We start from the raw sequence: 18,055 nt of genomic DNA, 5'->3' as shown, positions 1-18,055 counted from the left end.
CTACAAGGTCATCCGCGAGTTACAACTGCTACTCGCGACCTGGACCGGCGCATGCCCCACCTGCCATCAAAGACTGAAACCGTCACGCCGCAACCGCCATCGACCGACCTAACAAAGCACTACTAGGGCCCGTATCGAAGCCGTTCGTCGATCGTGGCGACGAGCGGTGGCGGACCTGGCGGCCGACCCCATGACGGTGATCAGCGGCAGGGGCCCCGGCAGCCGTGCGCTGCCGGGACCCCTGCCGTACCCGGCCACCTCCGGCACGTCCGGCACGTCCGGCACGTCCGGGCCGGCGCTCAGTGGGCTGGGTGGTCGGGGAAGGAGGCCGGGTGTGCGCGCACCCGGGCCTTGTCGCCTTGCCTGCCGAAGATGTGGAGGATCTCGACGGGGTGGTCGCCCGCGGGGCCGAACCAATGCGGCTCGGCCGTGTCGAACTCGGCCACCTCGCCGGGACGGAGGGTCAGCTCGCGCTCCCCGAGGACGAGCAGGAGTTCTCCCGCGAGGACGAAGAGCCACTCATAGCCGGGGTGGGTGACGAGCCTGCGAGGGCAGGGCGCGATCACCTGCTTGAAAACCTGGAGACGGCCCGGGTATCGCGTCAGCGGCACCAGGACGCTTCCGTGGCGCTTGAGCAGCGGGGTCAGGTGGACCCGCGGGTCGCCGGTCGCCGGGGCGGCGATGAGCTGGTCGAGCGCGACGCGGTGTGCTCGTGCGAGCGGTATGAGGAGTTCGAGGGTGGGGCGCCTCTTGCCGGACTCGAGCCGGGACAGGCCGCTGACCGAGATGCCCGTCGCCTCCGACAGCGTCTCGAGGGTCATGCCGCGGTCGCGGCGCAGTGACCGCAGCCGGGGCCCGATGGCGGCGAGCAGTCGCTCCATTTCGGCGTCCACGTCTACCAGTCTGGCCTGCCCGGGTCCTGGTCGAGCCGGTTTTTTGCGGCTTTCGCAAATTCGCTACCCGATCCGCGGCCGGTGGCCCGACATTGCTGTCCGGCCGCCGCGAGGTCTCGATCCCGCGAGTACCCGTCGAGCGGCGCGAAGGAGTGATAATGGACACCGGATCCGCCGCGCCCAGACGCTGGACGGTGCTGGGCATCTGCTGCCTGAGCCTGTTCCTGGTCGGGCTGGACACCACGATCGTGAACGTCGGCCTGCCGGCGGTGGGCGCCGGCCTGCATGTCGGGACGCGCGCGCTGGAGTGGACGGTCGACGCGTACACGCTCGTACTAGCCGGCCTGCTGATCTCCTCCGGCGCGCTGGCCGACCGCATCGGACGGCGGCGGGTGTTCCGTCTCGGGCTGGTCGTGTTCGGCGCGGCCTCGCTGGCGTGCGCGCTCGCGCCGACCATCGGCGTGCTGGTCGCGGCCCGCGTCGTGCAGGGGGCCGGCGCGTCGATGCTCAGCCCGGTGGCGCTCGCGATCGTCGTGAACGTGATCAGCGACCCAAAGGAGCGGGCGCGGGCGATCGGCGTGTGGGCGGCCGTCTTCGGCGTTAGCATGGCGGCCGGGCCCATCGCGGGCGGCGCCCTGGTCTCGGCCGCCGGCTGGCGGTCGCTCTTCTGGATCAACGTGCCGGTCGTCGCCGTGGCGCTGGGGCTGACCGCGGTCTTCGTCCCGGAGTCCCGCGCGCGGCAACCGCGCCGGCTCGACGGCCCGGGGCAGTTGCTGCTGACCATCATGGTCGGCTGTGCCGTCGCCGTCCTGATCGAGGGACCGCACGTCGGGTGGGCCTCGCCCGCGGTGATCTGCGGTTACGTCGTCGTCGCCGTCTCCGCGGCGGCCTTCGGGTGGGTCGAGTCGCGACGGGCCGAGCCGCTGGTGGACCCCGGGCTGTTCCGCCGGCCGCCGTTCGCCGCGGCCGTGGTGGGCGCGGTGGTGGTGTTCATCGCCCTGAGCGCGACCCTGCTGCTCAACACCCTCTACCTCCAGCACGCCAGAGGCATGACCCCGCTGGCCGTAGGGCTGGTCACGCTCCCGATGGCCGTCGCCGCGACCGTGTGCGCACCGCTTTCGGGGGTGCTCGTCGGGCGTTTCGGCCCGCGTCCGCCGCTGGTGCTCGCCGGGGCGTTCATCACGGCCGGCGGTCTTCGCCTGGTGGGTATCGGTGACGACACCGACATCCGGTCGCTGTCGCTGGCCTACCTGCTCGTCGGCATCGGGTTCGGATTCGCCAACGCGCCGATCACCAATACGGCGGTCGGCGGCCTGCCGCCCGCCCGCGCCGGGGTCGCCGGCGGGATCACCTCCACCGCCCGCCAACTCGGCTCGGCCCTTGGCGTCGCCGTCGCCGGCGGCATGATCGCCGATGTCTCGCCCGCAGGCCTCGCTGAAGCGTCACGTCCCGGCTGGTTCCTCGTCGCCGGGTGCGGGCTGCTCGTCCTCGTCGTCGCCTTGGCGGCGCCGGCCGCCGGCCGCCCCGGGAACCGCACGCCGCATTCACATCGGATTACTTCGATTCGTCGATGACCGCCTATGATCGCGTCTATGGCAGAGCCTCCGCTGATGACCGAGTCCGACCTGTTCGAGGCGTTGCGGGCGCTGGCGAACCCGACCCGGTTGCGGCTGCTGTCATGGCTGCGGGAGCCGGAGCGTCACTTCTCCCTGGAGGGCGCCATCGCCGACCCGGTGGAGGTGGGGGTGTGCGTGACCCACATCCAGGCCAAGGTGGGGCTGGCGCAGTCGACCGTGTCGGCGTACATGGCCGAACTGCAGCGGGCGGGCCTGGTGCGGGCCACGCGGGTGGGCAAGTGGACCCACTACAAGCGTGACGAGCAGCGCATCGCCCAGCTCGTCACCACGCTCGGGCGGACGCTGTAGATCCGGCGGCGATCGAGAGGAGCGTCTCCCCGCTTGCTTCATATCGACGATTTGCGATATTTCTATATCACTGATTGTCGGCAGACGTGAGGAGCTGTGTCATGGGCGGCATCGACGGCGTCGATTTGGGGACGTTCGGGATCTACACCTTCGACTTCGAGCACCAGCCGGCCGCGCGGATGCGCGAGTCGATCCAGGAACTGGAGGAGCAGGGGTGGCGGGCGTTCTGGATGCCCGAACTCCTGGGACGTGAGGCGCTCACACACGCCGGCTACCTGCTGTCCTGCACCGAGCGGATGAACATCGTCAACGGCATCGCGCAGATCTGGTCGCGCGGGGCCAGATGGACGCACGGCGCCGCCCTGCTGCTGGCCGACGCCTATCCCGACCGGCACGTGCTCGGGCTGGGTTTCGGCGGAGAACAACGCCCGGGCACCAAGCCGCTGGCGGCCATGCGCGCCTACCTGGACGAGATGGACGAGCTGGAGACGGTCAACCCGGCCCCCAGAGCGCCGGTGCGCCGCATCCTGGCCGCCTACGGGCCCAAGATGCTCGAACTGGCTCGCGACCGCGCCGCCGGCGCCCACACCTACCACGTCAACGTGGCGCACACCGCCCAGGCGCGGGAGATCCTCGGCCCCGACGCGTTCCTGGCCGTCGAGCACCCGGTGCTGTTCGAGTCCGACCCCGGCACGGCCCGCGCCATCGCGCGCGAGCACCTGCGGCCCTATCTGAACACCCCGTACAACGTGGCGAAGTTCCAGCGGCTGGGCTACACGGAGGAGGAGATCGGCGGCGGCGGCAGCGACCGCCTCGTCGACGACTTCGTGTTCTGGGGCGACCTGGACACCATCGTGGGCAAACTCCGCACCCACATCACGGCCGGCGCCGACCACGTCGCCGTGCAGGTGATCGGGGTCGAGCCGGGCGGGACGGCGATGCCCTACTGGCGGGACCTCGCCGGCGCGCTGTCACCCCGTTACGCCACCACCTGATCCGCGTCCGAGCGGTCCCCGCCTGCGCCGATACTGGGTAGGTGTTGAGCAGTCACCGCCTCAGGGTGCTCCTTGAGGTCTTCAGGACGGGGAGCATCGCGGGAGCCGCGCGGAGCCTGCGGCTCTCCCCGTCGGCGGTGTCCCACCAGCTTTCCCGGCTGGAGGAGGAGGCGGGCATCGGCCTGGTCGAACGCGACGCGCACAGCCTGCGGCTGACGGGGGCGGGGCGCCGGCTGGCCACGCGGGCCCAGGAGGTGCTCGACATCATCGAGGCGGCCGAGAAGGACCTGCTCGCCCAGGCGCGCGCGGACGCCGGGCAGCTCAGCATCGGTTTCTTCGCCTCCGCCGGCTACCGTCTGCTGCCGCTGGCGCTGTCGACGTTCAGCGCCCGGCACCCCGGTGTCGAGCTCGACCTCGTGCTGGGCCAGCCGCACGAGCTCCTCCCCGACCTCGAACGCGGCGCGCTGGACGTGCTGGTGGTGTTCGAGCACGCGCTCGACCCGTGGAAGGCGCCGGACGGGGTCGAGGTGATCCACCTGTTCGACGAGCCGCAACTGCTGGTCGTACCGGTGGGACACCCCGCCGGGCAGCGCCCCAAGGTACGGCTCGCCGACCTGGCCGGCGAGCCGTGGATCACCACCTACGGCACCGACACGCCGGTCTCGGTGCTGGAACGGGCCAGTGCGCTCGAGGGCTTCAGCCCGACGATCCGCTGCCGCAGCGACCACTACGAGGTCACGCTCGGGCTCGTACGGGCCGGGCTGGGCGTGGCGCTGGTGCCGAGCCTCGGGGCGCAGGGCGCCGCGGGGATCCAGATGTGCCGGGTCGAGGGGCCGAAGCTCTACCGCCGCATCGGCGCCGCCGTACGGCCCACCAATCCCAACCCGGCGCTGCGCTCCTTCATCGCCTACCTGCGCGACGCCTCGGCCCAGCTCCGCAACGCCTCGCGCTGACCGCCGGCCCGTCCTCCTCAGGTCGTGCGGAGGGCCAGGGCGCCGATCTTCAGCCCGGCCTGCCGTACGGCGTTGACCAGGTCGTTCTCGCGGCCCACCGGGCCGTGGGCGAGCACGGCGTACCCCACCGGGCGGGCCCCGACGAGCACCCCCACGTCGGTGCGGACACCGGCGTCGGTGCCGGTCTTGTTGGCCACCCAGACGGTGCCGGGTGGCGCCGCGGCCGGGGGCGGCTCGCGGTCCTCGGGCTCGTGGGGGAGCAGGGCGGGCACCAGGCTCCGGTCGGTGTTGTGGGCCATCCACCGGAGCAGAAGGCCCGTCCAGCCCGCGTCCGGGCCGGAGTCGCCGCCCGCCAGGCGCGTGGCGAACCGGGCCAGCTCGGCGGCGGTGCCGACGGCGAAGGTCGGCGGGTGCTGAGGCAGGCGCGGCTCGCGGATCCTGTCCAGGATCCGCGTCCGGACGAACCCGAGATCGCGCGCAGTGTCGTCGACCCGGTCGAGCCCGAGCCTGCGGAGCAGCGCGTTGGTGGCGGTGTTGTCGCTCACCGCCGCCGTGAGGAGGGCGAGGTCGCCCACCGTCCAGCGGCGGGCCGACAGGCCGGTCAGCAGGCCCGATCCGCCGCAGTAGTCGTCGGCGAGCAGCGTCACGGGCTCGTCGGGGTCGAGGGTGCCGGCGGTGATGGCCCGCGCCGCCTCGGCGAGCAGGAGGAGCTTGCCGGCGCTGGCCAGCGGGAGCTGTTCCTCCTCGTTGACCGCGAGCAGGCCGGGCACGGACACGGCCAGCGTCCCCGGGCACCCGCCCGCCACGGATTCGACGTCGATCACCACGCCCGTTCCCGTTCCGTTCCCATGGTGGTCTCCTTCCCCATGTGAGAGCTCTGGTGTGGTCATGTGGTGAGTACGGTGCCCGGGCGGGCGGGGGCGGGCAGGCCGTCCCTGACCACGATCTCGCCGCCGACGATCACGGTCCGGATCCCGGCCGGGGGGAGCAGCGGCTCGGCGAAGGTCGCCCGGTCGGCCACGGTGGCGGGGTCGAACACCACCAGGTCGGCGTGGGCGCCGTCGCGGACCACTCCGCGGCCGGCCAGCCCGAACCGGGCCGCGGCCATGCCGGTCATCTTGTGGACGGCGCTCTCCAGCGTGAGCAGGCCGAGTTCCCGGCTGTAGTGGCCGAGGACCCGGGGGTAGGTGCCCGCCCATCGGGGGTGGGGGCGTCCGCCCGGCTTGGGCACGCCGTCGGAGCCGATCATGGCGTACGGCGCGGCCAGCACCCGCTGGACGTCCTCCTCGACCATCGAATGGCTGATGATCGTCACCTCGCCGTCCTCGGCGGTCAGCAGGCCGGCGGCGACGTCCACGGGGTCGGCGTCCCCGGAGGCGGCCAGTTCGGCGATCGTACGGCCCTCGATCTCGGGGTGGCGGGGGGCACAGGCGATGGAGATGCGGTCCCAGCCGCCGTTGCCGACCGTGTTCTCCCAGCCCGGGACGCCCTCGGCGATGGCCCGCCGCATCCGCTCCCGTTCGGCGGGGTCGGCCAGCCGGGCCGCCAGGGCGGGGAACCCGCCGTCGTTGGCCCAGGGCGGCAGCATCGCCGACAGGGAGGTGCTGCCCGCGGTGTAGGGGTAGACGTCGCAGGTGAGGTCCATACCGCCGGCCCGCAGTTCCGCGATCCGCGGCAGGGTGCGCGCGGTGCGGCCCCAGGCGTACTTGCCCGCCGTCTTGTGGTGGGAGACGTGCAGTGCCGCGCCGCTGCGGCGGGCGATCTCCACGGCCTCCTCCAGGGCCTCCTCCACGCGGGACATCTCGTCGCGCAGGTGGGTGACGTACGGCTTGCCGTGGCGGGCGGCGACGGCGGCGAGCGCGACCACCTCGTCGGTGCCCGCGTACGTTCCGGGGGTGTAGATCAGCCCGGTGGAGAGCCCGGCCGCGCCCTGGGACAGCGACAGGTCGAGCAGGGCGCACATGGTGTCGAGCTCGGCCGGGGTGGCCGGCCGGTCGACGTGGCCGAGCACGCCGGCGCGCAGGGTGCCGTGGCCGACGAGGGAGGCGAGGTGGTTGGCGCGGGGGCGTGCGGAGTGCCGCGCGGCGAAACCGGCGAAGTCCTGAAAAATCCCGACCTCGCCGCCGAAGCTGATCCGGGTCTCCCGGCTCATGTCCTCCAGCCGCCCGGGAAGCGCGGGGAACAGGCTGGACCCGCAGTTCCCGCAGATCTCGGTGGTCACGCCCTGGAGCACCGACGCCCACACGAGCTCGCCGCCGCCCGGCGTGCTGCCGGGGGTGATCAGCGTGATGCCGTCCGAGTGGGTGTGGACGTCGATGAATCCCGGCGCGACGACCATGCCCTCGGCGTCGAGCACCTGCGGCGCCTCCGCCGGCCGTCCCGGCGGCAGCACGGTGAGCCGGCCCGCGGCCACGCCGACGTCGGCCGGGCGGCCCGGCGCTCCCGTGCCGTCCACGACCAGCGCGCCGCGGATCAGCAGATCGAAACGCCCCGGGGTGCTCACAGGACCTGGCCAAGGAACGCGCGGAAGCGCTCGTGGCGCGGGTCGGCGAGCACCTCGCGGGGGTCGCCCTGCTCGACGATCACCCCGCCGTCGATGAACACGAGATGATCGCCGACCTCGCGGGCGAAGCCCATCTCGTGGGTGACCACCATCATCGTCATGCCGCTGCGCGCCAGGTCGCGCATCACCGCGAGGACCTCCTGGACCAGTTCGGGGTCGAGCGCGCTGGTGGGCTCGTCGAACAGCATCAGCTTGGGGCTCATGGCGAGGCTGCGGGCGATCGCCACGCGCTGTTGCTGGCCGCCGGACAGCTGGGCGGGATAGTGGTGGGCCCGGTCGGCGAGCCCGACCCGCTCCAGCAGTTCGACGGCCGAGCGCCGCGCCTGGGCCGCGGAGACGCCCTTGACCGCGACGGGGCCTTCCATGACGTTCTCCAGCGCCGTGCGGTGCGGGAAGAGGTGGAACCGCTGGAAGACCATCCCGATGTCCTGCCTCTGCCGGCACAGCTCGGCCGGGCGGAGCAGGTGCAGGCGTCCGGCCTGCTCGCGGTACCCGATGAGCTCGCCGTCGACCCATATGCGGCCCGCGTCGATGGTCTCCAGGCGGTTCACGCAGCGCAGCAGCGTCGACTTGCCCGACCCCGAGGGGCCCACGACGCAGACCACGCCGCCGACCGGCACGTCGAGGCTGATGCCCTTGAGCACCTCGACCGGCCCGAAGCGCTTGCGCACCGAGCGGATCCGCACCATTGGTTCGTCGGCGGGTCCGGCCGCCATGGGTCCGGTCATGACACCTCACCTTTCGCGAACGGCCGCAGGTTGCGGCGGACCCGGCCGGACAGCGCGTGGTGGCCGCGCTCGAACCGCTTCTCGATGAAGTGCTGCCCGATGCTGGCCAGGGTCGTGAGCACGACGTACCAGATCGATGCCACGACCAGCAGTGCGATGACCTCGAAGTTGCCGAGGTAGATCCGCTGGGCCACGGTCAGCAGCTCCGCGCCGGCGATGACCGACACCATCGAGGTGGTCTTGAGCATGGAGATGAACTGGTTGCCGGTGGGCGGGATGATCACGCGCATGGCCTGGGGGAGGACGACCCTGCGGAGCACCTGGCGGTGCGACATGCCGAGCGATTCGGCGGCCTCGCGCTGGCCGGGGTCCACCGAACGGATGCCCGCCCGCACGATCTCGGCCATGTACGCGCCCTCGTTGATCGCCAGGCCGAGCAGCGCCGCGGTGAACGGTGTGATCAGCTGGTTGGCCTGCCACTCGATCAGTTTGGGGCCGTCGAAGGGGATGCCGATGCTGAACGTCGGGAACACCAGCCCGATGTTGAACCAGAAGATCAGCTGTACCAGCAGCGGCGTGCCGCGGAAGAACCAGGTGTAGAGCGCGGAGGCTCCGCGCAGCACGGGGCTGCCGGACAGTTGCATCACCGCGGCGAGCACGCCCAGCACCAGGCCGATCGCCATCGACAGCACCGTGAGCTGGATCGTCACCCACAGGCCGCCGAGGATCCTGCCGTCGACGAGGAAGGTGGTGATGACGTCCCAGTGCAGGTTCTCGTTGACGATGATCGTGTAGGCGAGCCAGATCATGAACAGCGCGGCGAGCGCGGCCATGAGCCAGCGGCCGGGGCGCGGCGGGTGGACCGCCTTGATCGCGAGCTCCTGCTCCCCGCCGGCGCCCGTCACCGCACCGGGGGCGTCCGGACGGCTCACCGCCATGGCGCGGTGTTGACGAGCACCTGCGAGACGGCGTTGGCGTTCACCCCGTACTTGTCGAGGATCGCCTTGTAGCCGCCGTCGGCCAGCAGTTCTTCCATCGCCTTGGCCACGGCGTCGCGCAGCGCCTCGTCACGCTTGTCGATCGCGATGCCCCACGGCCCGGCGTCGTACTGCTCGGAGAGGACGTCGTACTTGCCGGTCTCCTTGGCGTACATCGCGGCCACGGGGGAGTCGACGATCGTGGCGACGGCGCGGCCGGAGTCGATGCTGAGCAGGCCGGTCGGAGCGTCCTCGCTCTGCATGATCTGCATCTTCTTGGCGCACTTCTCGTTCTGCTTCTGGCCGATGGCGAGGTTGGAGCTGCCCTTGGCCAGCACGACGGTCCGGCCGCACAGGTCGTCGAGGGTCTTGATGCCCTCGGGGTTCCCCTTCTTCACCATGATCGCGCCGCCGGCGTTGAAGTAGTCGACGAAGTTGACGGCGGCGCGGCGCTCCTGGGTGTCGCTGAGCGAGGACAGCACGAGGTCCCACCGGCGGCCCTGCAGCCCGGGGATCAGTCCGTCGAAGGCGGCGTTGGTGATCTTCACCTTCAGTCCGAGCTTGGCGGCGATCGCGGCGGCGAGGTCGGGGTCGACGCCGGTGAGCTCCTGGGTGCCCTTCTTGTACATCTCCATCGGGGGGTAGCCCTCGGAGGTCGCCACCCGCAGCTCTCCGGCGCTGCGCAGCGCCTCGGGCACCAGGTCCTTGGCCGTCTTCGCCTGGGCGGCCGCGGTGCTCTTGCCCGTCGCGGCTCCCGACGATGAACGCCCGCAGCCGCCCGCGACCACCGAGATCGCCAGCGCGGCAGCAATAGCCGCATATAGGCGTTTTGTCATCGAATCTCCTATTTTGCTGGTGCTTGAGCTTATGCTGGCGACGGCGGGTCACGGCCCCAACAGTCGTGAATGCTTGCGAGCCTCAGCATCGAAGACTTCGATGCTCGGGCGGATCCAGCAGCTCAGCGGCCTACAGTCGCCCCCATGACACTGGTGATCGATGAGGTGTGGCCCCGTACGGCCACCTGGGCCGGCGACCAACTGACCATCGGCGGCATCGGCGTGCGCGAGCTGGCCGCCGAGTTCGGAACCCCGGCGTACATCATCGACCAGGCCGAGTTCGAGGCCCGCTGCGCCGAATGGCGCGACGCCCTCACCGGCGGCGAGGTCCACTACGGCGGCAAGGCGTTCCTGTGCCCCGAGGTCGTCCGCTGGCTCGACCGGCTCGGCCTCTGCCTCGACGTGTGCACCGGCGGAGAGCTGGCCGTCGCCCGGGCCGGCGGCATCGCGCCCGGGCGCGTGGTCTTCCACGGCAACAACAAGTCGGTCGCCGAACTGCGCGCCGCCGTCGCCTGGGGCGTCGGATGCGTCGTCGTCGACTCCTTCACCGAGATCGACCGGCTGGCCGCCGTCGCCGCCGAGGCCGGGGTACGGCAGAGCGTGCTGATCCGTGTCACCCCCGGCGTCAACGCCCACACCCACGAGTTCATCGCCACCGGCGGCGACGACTCGAAGTTCGGGTTCTCCCTCAATGCCGGCCTGGCGGCCGAGGCGGTGAGCCGGGTGCTGGCGCGGCCCTCCCTGGAGCTCACCGGGCTGCACTCCCACATCGGCTCCCAGATCACCGACCTGGAAGGGTTCGCGCTGGCCGCCCGCCGCATGGCGGACTTCCTGCTGGCCTGCGAACGCCGGCACGGCGTGACCATCCGCAAGCTCGACTTCGGCGGCGGCCTCGGCATCGTCCACCGTCCCGGCGACCCGGTCCCGCCCCGGCCCGCCGAGGTGGTGGCGGTGCTGCGCGCGGTGCTGCCCGGCCACGTACGGCCGGCGGTGGAGCCGGGCCGTTCGATCGCCGGGCCCACCACGGTCGCGCTCTACGAGGTCGGCACGGTGAAGGAGATCCCCGGCGTGAACACCTACATCAGCGTGGACGGCGGGATGAGCGACAACCCGCGCCCGGCGATGTACGGCGCCGCCTACACCGCGACCCTCGCCTCCCGCGCCTCCGGCGCCCCGCCTCGGGTGGCCACGATCGTCGGCAAGCACTGCGAGAGCGGCGACGTGCTGATCCGCGACCTGCCGCTGCCGGCGGACCTGCGGCCGGGCGACCTGCTGGCGATCCCCGCCTCCGGCGCCTACCAGCGCGCAATGGCCTCCAACTACAACCACGTGGCCCGCCCGCCCGTGGTCGCCGTGCGCGACGGAGCGGCCCGTGTGATCGTCCGGCGGGAGACCGAGGAGGACCTCCTCCGCCTCTACTCCTGAGCCGTGTAGCGCCGGAGCTGGGGCATCGCCCACACGATCGCCGCCACCGTCATCGTGGTCAGCAGCCCGCCGGCCACGATGACGATCCGGGGGCCGTACACCGCCGCGGCCGCCCCGTGCAGCAGGTTGGCGATCTGCGGGCCCCCGATGAGCACGACGGTGAGCGACCCCTGGATCCGGCCGCGCATGGCATCGTCGGTGTGCGCCTGGGAGATGGCGTTGCGGAAGGTGCTCAGCACGAAGTTCACCGCGCCGCCGAGGACGAGCGCCGCCAGGGCGACCCACAGCCGCGCGGCCAGCCCGAGGACGACGACGGTGACGCCCCACGCGGCCGCGGCCCCCGCCATGACGGCGCCGTGGCGGCGGGCCCGGGTGAACGTGCCCGACAGCAGGCCCACGACGAAGACCCCGGCCGGGTAGGCGGCGTAGAGCAGCCCCAGTTCCAGGCCTCCTCCCGCCGGGCCGCCGTAGGCGCGCTGGGCCAGTTCCGGGAACAACGCCGTCGGCATGCCGAACACCATCGCCGCGAGGTCCACCGCGAGCACCGCCACCAGCAGCCGGCTGGCCGCCAGATACCGGAAACCGGCCGGCACCCCGCGGGCCACGGAACGGCGGTGCCCCGCCGGCGGATCGTCCGGCTGCGGGACGGGCGGCAGCGGCGGCAGCTTGACGACGGCCCATAAGACGGCCAGCAGCGCGACGGCGTCGAACAGGTACAGCGTGCCGAGCCCGACGATCGGGATCAGGGCGCCGGCCAGCACCGGGCCCAGGATCGAGCCCGCGTAGCGGACCAGGGAGCTGAGGCTGCCGGCCGCCGGCAGCAACTCGGCCGTGACCAGGCGCGGCACCACGGCCCCCATCGTGGTCATGATCGCCCCGAAGGTCAGCCCCTGGCAGGCCACCAGCACCAGCAGCACCGGGACCGAGGAACCACCGAGCGCCGCCTGCGCCCACAGGGCCGCGTACGTCGCCCCCAGGCCGCAGTCGGCCGCCAGCAGCAGCCTGCGCCGGTCCATGACGTCGGCGAGGGCGCCGCCCCACAGCGCCGCCACGACCAGCGCGGCGAACGACACCGCGGCGGCGACGCCCACCGTCGCCGACGAGCCCGTCACCGTGAACAGTTGCGCCGGAACCGCGGCCACGCTGAACGAGCCGCCCACCGCGCAGACCACCGAGGCCACCCACAGCCGCCGATAGGCCGCGACGGCCAGCGGGCGGCGGTCGACCGCGAAGGCGCCGAGCGACCGGACCGCCGAGACGGTCACCGCCCGGTCCCGGCGGGAGTCTCCAGCGGCACCACGTCGGCGACCACGCAGGCGACGTTGTCGGGGGCGCCGGCGGCGTACGCCCGCTCGACCAGCTCGTCGAGCACCCGCTGGGGACCGCCCGGCCCGGCCAGCACCTCGTGCAGCGACCCGGCCGGCACGACCGTGGACAGCCCGTCGGAGCACAGCAGGTACCGGTCACCGGCCACGGCGTCGTGCAACGACAGGTCCGGCTCGGCGCCGCCCGTCCCGGTGAGCGCCCGGACCAGCAGCGAGCGCCGCGGGTGCGAGGCGGCCTCCTCCGCGGTCAGCCGTCCCTCGTCGACCAGTGACTGCACATAGGTGTGGTCCTGGGTGATCTGGAACAGCTCCCCGTCGCGCAGCAGGTACGCCCGGGTGTCACCGATGTGCACCAGCGCCAGCCGCGACCCCGTCCACAGCAGGGCCGTCAACGTGGTGCCCGCCTCACCCGGCGGCGTCGACGCGGCGATCTCGCCGATCGCCCGGTCGGCTTCCCCCACCGCGTCGGCGAGCGCGCCGAGCAGATCCTCGGCCGGCACGGCCAGGGTCTCCAGCGGCTTGAGCGCGTCGACGGCCGCGTTGCTCGCGCGGTCACCGCCCGGGCCGCCCATGCCGTCGGCCACGGCCAGCAACCTCGCCCCGGCGTAGGCGGTGTCCTCGTTGCTCGTGCGCACCAGGCCCGACTCCGAGCGGGCGGCGTAACGGATCCCCAGCATGGTCGCGGCGTCTTCCACGGCGCTCCCCCTTCCCGACAGATAGTCGACGAGGAAGGAGGCCAGCCGCCCGCGGGCGGCGGTCTCGGCCATCACCTGCTCCCAGTAGGCGGAGACCTCCCCGGCCGCCGCCGCCGGCGGCAGGCCGCACACGCGCCGGATACGCGCCAGCGGCATGCCCAGCCGCCGCAACCAGGCGATCAACCGGGCCTGCTCCAGCTGCGCCGGATCGTAGAACCGGTATCCCGACTCGGCGTCCACCGCGGCCGGCCGCAGCAGCCCGAGCTCGTCGTACAGCCGCAGCGCCTTCGGTGACAGCCGGGCCGCCCGGGCGAACGCCCCGATCGTCAGCAGCTCCCGCACCACTCCTCCTCGTCCCGGCCACCGCGGCCGGTGCCGACGATGCTGCGGCTTCACCCTGGGGAAAGGTCAACCCGGAGCTCCACATTCTCCCCGTACACGCCGCCGGGTGAGCAGCGGGGATCACGGGGGAGACGCGGCCACCCGTACGCGCCGGCTCTCCTCCTCGGAGAGGAACGACGCCAGCTCCTCGCCCTCCTCGGCGACGGCGGTGCGCTCGGCCCGGGAGAAACGCCGCAGCGGGGTGACGACCACGGTGCCCGCCTCGACGTTCCAGGTCGCGGAGACCCGGCCGTCGACCAGCACGACACGCTCGCCCGCGACCGACAGGCCGCGATGAGCGTCGTCGATGATCCGGCCGCGGTCCTGGTAGCCGAGGATCGCGTTGTCGAACGCCGGCAGGAACCGCACCGGGGCCGGGGTGCCGGGATCGGGACGTGGCGCGCCGGGGAGATCGACCAGCTCACGGCCGCGCTCGTCGCGGAAGGTCACCAGCTCCTGGCGTATCGCGGCCACCGCGGCCGGCAGGCCGGCCAGGCCGCTCCAGGCGCGCAGGTCGGCCACGGCCGCGGGGCCGAACGCGGCCAGATAGCGCCGGGCCAGCGCCTGGCCGACCGGATCGGCGCCGTCGGGCGCCGGTGGGTCGATCTCGCGCCCCAGCCACGAGGACAGCAGCACGTTGCGCACCCCCGCCTTCGCGCGCCACAGCCCCCGCGGGGGCAGCTGCGCCACCGGGACCAGGGCGGCGATCAGCATCTCGCCCAGCGCCCGCGGTGCCGGTGCAGGCCATCGCCCGGCGAGGGCCCGCGTGAGCTCGGTCATCGTGCGCGGCTCGCCGTCGGCCATCACCACCCGGCCCGCCGCGGCGAGCTCGTCGAGATCCACCCCCTCGAGCTCGCGGCGGTAGGTCCCGAGCACCCGCTGGCGCAGCATCGCGTCGTGACGGGCCCGCCAGGCCAGGACGTCCTCGGCGGTGAGGAGGTGGACGGTGCGGCGCATGAGATGGGTCCGCACCACGCGCCGCCCGGTCAGCAGGTCCGAGAGCACCGCCGGGTCGAACGCGCGCAGCCGCGACCACAGCCCGACGAACGGTTCCTGCGGCTCCTGAGCCTGCATGCCGCCGAGGTGGGCGACGGCGTCGAGCACCGGCAGGTCGGCGCGGTCCAGCAGCAACTGCCGGGCCAGCGTCGCGCGGTTGAGGGATCGGGTGTCCAGAACGGTCATCGGGTCACGCCGCGGCGCGCTCGCCGGCCGGCCGGCGGCGTAGCGCCGGGCTGGTGAGGTCGGGCGGGGTGTAGGACACGTCCAGCGGCCCGAGGTCGGTCCCGGGCGCCACGATCCGGTCGATGCGGTCGAGGACCTCGTCGTCGAGGGTGGCCGCGGCGCCGGCCAGCAGATCCTCCAGATGCTCCATGGTGCGCGGCCCGATGATGGCCGAGGTGACGCCGGGATGGGTGATCGCGAAGGCCATCGCCAGGTGGGTCACGGTTGGGGTCCTCACCCATCATGCCGTTGACCTTGGTGGCCAGTACGACGTCGTCGCGCCGGCCCTTGAGAGCCTTGCCGACGATCTCCTCGGACTCCCCGTGGGGTCCGTACACGTCGGCGGTGTCGATGAAGTTGATCCCGGCGTCCAGCGCCCGGTGGACGATGCGGACGCAGTCGTCGTGGTCGGGGTTGCCGGCCCGCCCGAACATCATGGTGCCCAGGCAGTAGGGGCTGACCTGGATCCCGGTCCGGCCCAGCGCGCGCGTCTTCACTGCTTACGTCCTTGCTTTGGAGTGGTGTACCGGCCTGTCAGGCCCGTGTCGAACGTCGTCAGCCGAGCGCCGGCCGGGCGGCGGACACCCGCCGCCCGGGCTCCGGCGTTCAGGACGCGTTGTATTCGCCGACGACGTCGACGACCCAGGTGACGCCGAAGCGGTCCTTCAGCATCCCGTAGAGGGGCGCCCACTGCGCGGGGCCCAGCGGCCGCAGGATGGCCGAACCGTCGGACAGCTTCTCCCAGTACGCGGTGATCTCTTCGGCGGTCTCGCCCCGCAGGGAGAGGAAGAACGCGTTCTCGCCCTGGTTCCACGGCAGGTGCGAGGGCACGTCGTAGGCCATCACGCGAAAACCGTTGCCGGCGGCCACCTGGCCCCACATCACCCGGTCGGCGTCGGACGGGTCCTGGAGGTTTCCGGCGTCCTTGTAGGTGACCACGGCCACGTCCCCGCCGAACACGGACTGGTAGAACGTGAGCGCCTCGCGGGCGTCACCCCGGAAGTTCAGGTGGGTAACGGCGTTGACGGACATGTTCGCTCCTCATCTTGTTCGGGTGGTTTCCGGCGGCAGGGCTGGCTCGCCGCGCCGGCGGGGATCGCCGCCACGGACGACGGTCACGAGGATCGGCTCGCCCGGCCCTGCTCGGTGACCACAGTCGCAGGGGAAGCGGCCAGGGTTTGTCCGCTTCTCGCGGCAATATTGGTCTCATGCCGAAAACCTCAGCGCGGCTGCTGTCGCTGCTCTCGCTGCTCCAGGCGCGCCGCGACTGGCCGGGGGCGCTGCTGGCCGAGCGGCTGAACATCAGCCCGCGCACCGTGCGCCGCGATGTCGACCGCCTGCGCGAACTCGGCTACCCGATAGTGGCAACCAAAGGGCCCGACGGGGGGTACCGGCTGGACGCCGGGACGGAACTGCCCCCGTTGCTGTTCGACGACGACCAGGCCGTCGCCCTCGCCGTCGCACTCCAGATCGCCGCCACCACCGGCGCCGGCATCGAGGAGGCCGCGGCCCGTGCGCTGAACACCGTCCGGCAGGTCATGCCCGCGCGGCTGCGCCGCCGCATCGACACCCTGCGGGTCACCGCCGTCGAGCGGCCCGCGACCCGGCAGGACCCACAGGTCGACGGCAGCCTGCTCATGACGCTCAACACCGCCGTCCACGCCCGCGAGGTGCTGCGATTCGACTACGCCCCCGCGTCCCCTCCGGGGGCCGGCGAGGACGAGCCCGCCGTGGCGCCACCGCGCCGGGTGCAGCCCCACCACCTCGTCACCTGGGGCGGGCGCTGGTATCTCGTCGCCTGGGACCTCGACCGCGACGACTGGCGCACCTTCCGCGCCGACCGGATCATTCCGCGCACCCCGACGGGCCCGCGATTCCCCCCGCGTGAGGTGCCCGACGGGAACGTGGCCGCCTTCGTGACCAGCAGGTTCCAGGGCTCCGGCGGCTCCGGCGGCTGGCCCTGCCAGGGCGAGGTGATCCTCGACCTCCCCGCCGCCGTCGTCTCCCGCTACACCCGCGACGGGATCGTCGAGGAACTCGGCCCGGACCGCTGCCGGCTGGTCCTGGGCTCGTGGTCGTGGCCCGGCCTGGCCGCCGCCATCGGCCGGTTCGACGCCGACATCGAGGTCATCGGGCCGGCCGAACTCAAGGCCGCCTTCGCGCACCTGGCCTGCCGCTACGCCGCCGCGGCGGCCGACCGCGTCCAGGAAGGGGGGTGAACGAATATGCCGCTCACCTGCGCTCATCAGAGGCCCCGGGTTGGTTGGCCGGACCTCTGCCTGTCAATGCAGGCGCCCAGGACAGGTGTGCAAGGCACGCCAGGTGTACGACGGACGGCCCCTACGGCGAACGCCGCTATACCGTCCAGCAGATCGCCGACGAATTCGGCGTCACCCGGCCCACCATCTACCGGCACCTCGACACCACCACACCCGCAGGCAGATCGACAGCCTGACCTACCTCGAACAATGCCTCAGATGGCGGCTGGGTTGGGTCGGGCCGCGGTACTGACCTTGCGGCCAGCCCGCCGCACGGCGTAGGCCGGCCGTTGAAGGCACTATGAGGCGGGGATAGGCGGCGGGAGGGTATTGCGGGTGAACCGCACTGGATCGGCGTTCTCGTTGATGTAGGCATAGTGGCGATCGCTGGGAAAACGGGCAGCATGCCCGGTGGGCAGGCTGTAGCGATCGCCGGCGAGTTCTAGGGTGAGGCACCCGGAGGTGACCAGGATCATCTCGTAGGCGCCGGTGGGGTCTGGTTCGGCGTCGTAGCGATCGCCGGGGTCCAGCCGCCAGTCCCAGAGTTCGACGGCGCCCGGGCCAGTGACCGCGATGCGGCCGTAGCCTTCTTCTGATCGCCAGGGGGTGAGCATTGCCTCGGGGGCGATAAGGCGTATTCGTCCCGGTCTCTTGTCGTCTACCAGTGTCGCCAATGTGAGGCCGAGCGCTCGGCCGATGCGCTCTAGAGTGCCCAGGCTCGGGTTAGCCTCGCCTTTTTCGATGAGGGTGAGCATTCGGCGACTCACGCCGGATCGTTCGGCCAGCTCTACCAAGGTCATGCTGCGATCAGTCCGGCGAGTGCGCAGATTGCGCGCGACCGCCGCGGCGATCTCAGGAGAGCTGCCATGACTTGACATAT

General features: G+C 72.3%; 18 protein-coding genes and 1 pseudogene. 6 read left to right on the top strand and 13 right to left on the bottom strand.

What is annotated here, in order from left to right; translation table 11 throughout:
• Positions 1-299: 299 nt before the first annotated feature.
• Positions 300-893 (bottom strand): helix-turn-helix domain-containing protein, encoded by a 594-nt coding sequence (locus KIK05_RS19060; RefSeq protein ID WP_214412077.1) that lies wholly within the window; start codon positions 891-893, stop codon positions 300-302.
• A 158-nt stretch (positions 894-1,051) separates the two neighbouring features.
• Between KIK05_RS19060 and KIK05_RS19055 the strand changes: the two genes are divergently transcribed.
• From KIK05_RS19055 to KIK05_RS19040, 4 genes are all read left to right on the top strand, one after another.
• Complete coding sequence (locus tag KIK05_RS19055) at positions 1,052-2,467, top strand: MFS transporter (protein ID WP_250563002.1); 1,416 nt, start codon at positions 1,052-1,054, stop codon at positions 2,465-2,467.
• Between the two features lie 18 nt (positions 2,468-2,485).
• Entirely contained in the window at positions 2,486-2,818 is a 333-nt protein-coding gene (locus KIK05_RS19050) for an ArsR/SmtB family transcription factor (RefSeq protein WP_214412076.1), read from the top strand.
• A gap of 101 nt (positions 2,819-2,919) precedes the next feature.
• Positions 2,920-3,813, top strand: a complete 894-nt coding sequence (locus tag KIK05_RS19045; RefSeq protein WP_214412075.1) for a TIGR03620 family F420-dependent LLM class oxidoreductase — start codon at positions 2,920-2,922, stop codon at positions 3,811-3,813.
• Between the two features lie 41 nt (positions 3,814-3,854).
• Entirely contained in the window at positions 3,855-4,766 is a 912-nt protein-coding gene (locus KIK05_RS19040; protein ID WP_214412074.1) for a LysR family transcriptional regulator, read from the top strand.
• A gap of 17 nt (positions 4,767-4,783) precedes the next feature.
• On the opposite strand, the gene KIK05_RS19035 is transcribed toward KIK05_RS19040, so the two are convergent.
• From KIK05_RS19035 to KIK05_RS19015, 5 genes are read right to left on the bottom strand one after another with little or no spacing between them, the layout of a single operon-like run.
• Positions 4,784-5,593: a serine hydrolase gene (locus KIK05_RS19035; RefSeq protein WP_308249995.1), complete on the bottom strand. Its 810-nt coding sequence runs from the start codon at positions 5,591-5,593 to the stop codon at positions 4,784-4,786.
• A 59-nt stretch (positions 5,594-5,652) separates the two neighbouring features.
• The gene (locus tag KIK05_RS19030) at positions 5,653-7,269 is read right to left on the bottom strand and encodes an N-acyl-D-amino-acid deacylase family protein (protein ID WP_214412072.1); all 1,617 of its coding nucleotides are present in this window, start codon (positions 7,267-7,269) and stop codon (positions 5,653-5,655) included.
• The gene (locus KIK05_RS19025) at positions 7,266-8,057 is read right to left on the bottom strand and encodes an amino acid ABC transporter ATP-binding protein (protein ID WP_284681351.1); all 792 of its coding nucleotides are present in this window, start codon (positions 8,055-8,057) and stop codon (positions 7,266-7,268) included. The genes KIK05_RS19030 and KIK05_RS19025 overlap by 4 nt, the downstream gene beginning before the upstream one ends.
• Positions 8,054-8,995: an amino acid ABC transporter permease gene (locus KIK05_RS19020; RefSeq protein ID WP_214412071.1), complete on the bottom strand. Its 942-nt coding sequence runs from the start codon at positions 8,993-8,995 to the stop codon at positions 8,054-8,056. The genes KIK05_RS19025 and KIK05_RS19020 overlap by 4 nt, the downstream gene beginning before the upstream one ends.
• Positions 8,986-9,870: an ABC transporter substrate-binding protein gene (locus tag KIK05_RS19015; protein ID WP_214412070.1), complete on the bottom strand. Its 885-nt coding sequence runs from the start codon at positions 9,868-9,870 to the stop codon at positions 8,986-8,988. Before KIK05_RS19015 ends, KIK05_RS19020 begins: the two co-directional genes overlap by 10 nt.
• Before the next feature lie 144 nt (positions 9,871-10,014).
• On the opposite strand from KIK05_RS19015, the gene lysA reads away from it, so the two are divergent.
• On the top strand, positions 10,015-11,295 hold the full coding sequence (gene lysA / locus KIK05_RS19010; protein ID WP_250563001.1) for a diaminopimelate decarboxylase: 1,281 nt from the start codon (positions 10,015-10,017) through the stop codon (positions 11,293-11,295).
• On the opposite strand, the gene KIK05_RS19005 is transcribed toward lysA, so the two are convergent.
• The 6 genes and pseudogenes from KIK05_RS19005 to KIK05_RS18980 form a co-directional block, all read right to left on the bottom strand.
• Positions 11,286-12,560 carry an MFS transporter gene (locus KIK05_RS19005; protein WP_214412068.1) on the bottom strand — a complete coding sequence of 425 codons (1,275 nt, stop codon included), beginning with the start codon at positions 12,558-12,560 and terminating at the stop codon, positions 11,286-11,288. The genes lysA and KIK05_RS19005 overlap by 10 nt on opposite strands.
• Positions 12,557-13,657, bottom strand: a complete 1,101-nt coding sequence (locus KIK05_RS19000; protein ID WP_308249994.1) for a MerR family transcriptional regulator — start codon at positions 13,655-13,657, stop codon at positions 12,557-12,559. The genes KIK05_RS19005 and KIK05_RS19000 overlap by 4 nt, the downstream gene beginning before the upstream one ends.
• A 120-nt stretch (positions 13,658-13,777) precedes the next feature.
• A complete protein-coding gene (locus KIK05_RS18990; protein WP_214412067.1) occupies positions 13,778-14,878 on the bottom strand; it encodes a winged helix DNA-binding domain-containing protein in 1,101 nt (366 codons plus the stop codon).
• A 4-nt stretch (positions 14,879-14,882) separates the two neighbouring features.
• On the bottom strand, positions 14,883-15,140 hold the full coding sequence (locus KIK05_RS47015; protein WP_308249993.1) for an aldo/keto reductase: 258 nt from the start codon (positions 15,138-15,140) through the stop codon (positions 14,883-14,885).
• Positions 15,141-15,216: 76 nt separating this feature from the next.
• Positions 15,217-15,351: pseudogene (locus tag KIK05_RS47010) on the bottom strand (aldo/keto reductase); the annotation flags it as partial.
• Positions 15,352-15,523: 172 nt separating this feature from the next.
• A complete protein-coding gene (locus KIK05_RS18980) occupies positions 15,524-15,949 on the bottom strand; it encodes a VOC family protein (RefSeq protein WP_214412066.1) in 426 nt (141 codons plus the stop codon).
• A 176-nt stretch (positions 15,950-16,125) separates the two neighbouring features.
• On the opposite strand from KIK05_RS18980, the gene KIK05_RS18975 reads away from it, so the two are divergent.
• A complete protein-coding gene (locus KIK05_RS18975) occupies positions 16,126-17,136 on the top strand; it encodes a helix-turn-helix transcriptional regulator (RefSeq protein WP_214412065.1) in 1,011 nt (336 codons plus the stop codon).
• A gap of 338 nt (positions 17,137-17,474) precedes the next feature.
• On the opposite strand, the gene KIK05_RS18970 is transcribed toward KIK05_RS18975, so the two are convergent.
• Positions 17,475-18,053: a helix-turn-helix domain-containing protein gene (locus KIK05_RS18970; RefSeq protein ID WP_214412064.1), complete on the bottom strand. Its 579-nt coding sequence runs from the start codon at positions 18,051-18,053 to the stop codon at positions 17,475-17,477.
• Positions 18,054-18,055: the final 2 nt, after the last annotated feature.

It is taken from the genome of Sphaerisporangium fuscum (assembly GCF_018531465.1).
Lineage (GTDB): Bacteria > Actinomycetota > Actinomycetes > Streptosporangiales > Streptosporangiaceae > Sphaerisporangium > Sphaerisporangium fuscum.
Note: the sequence above shows the minus strand (reverse complement) of the source record. Positions and strands in the feature narration are given on the sequence as shown.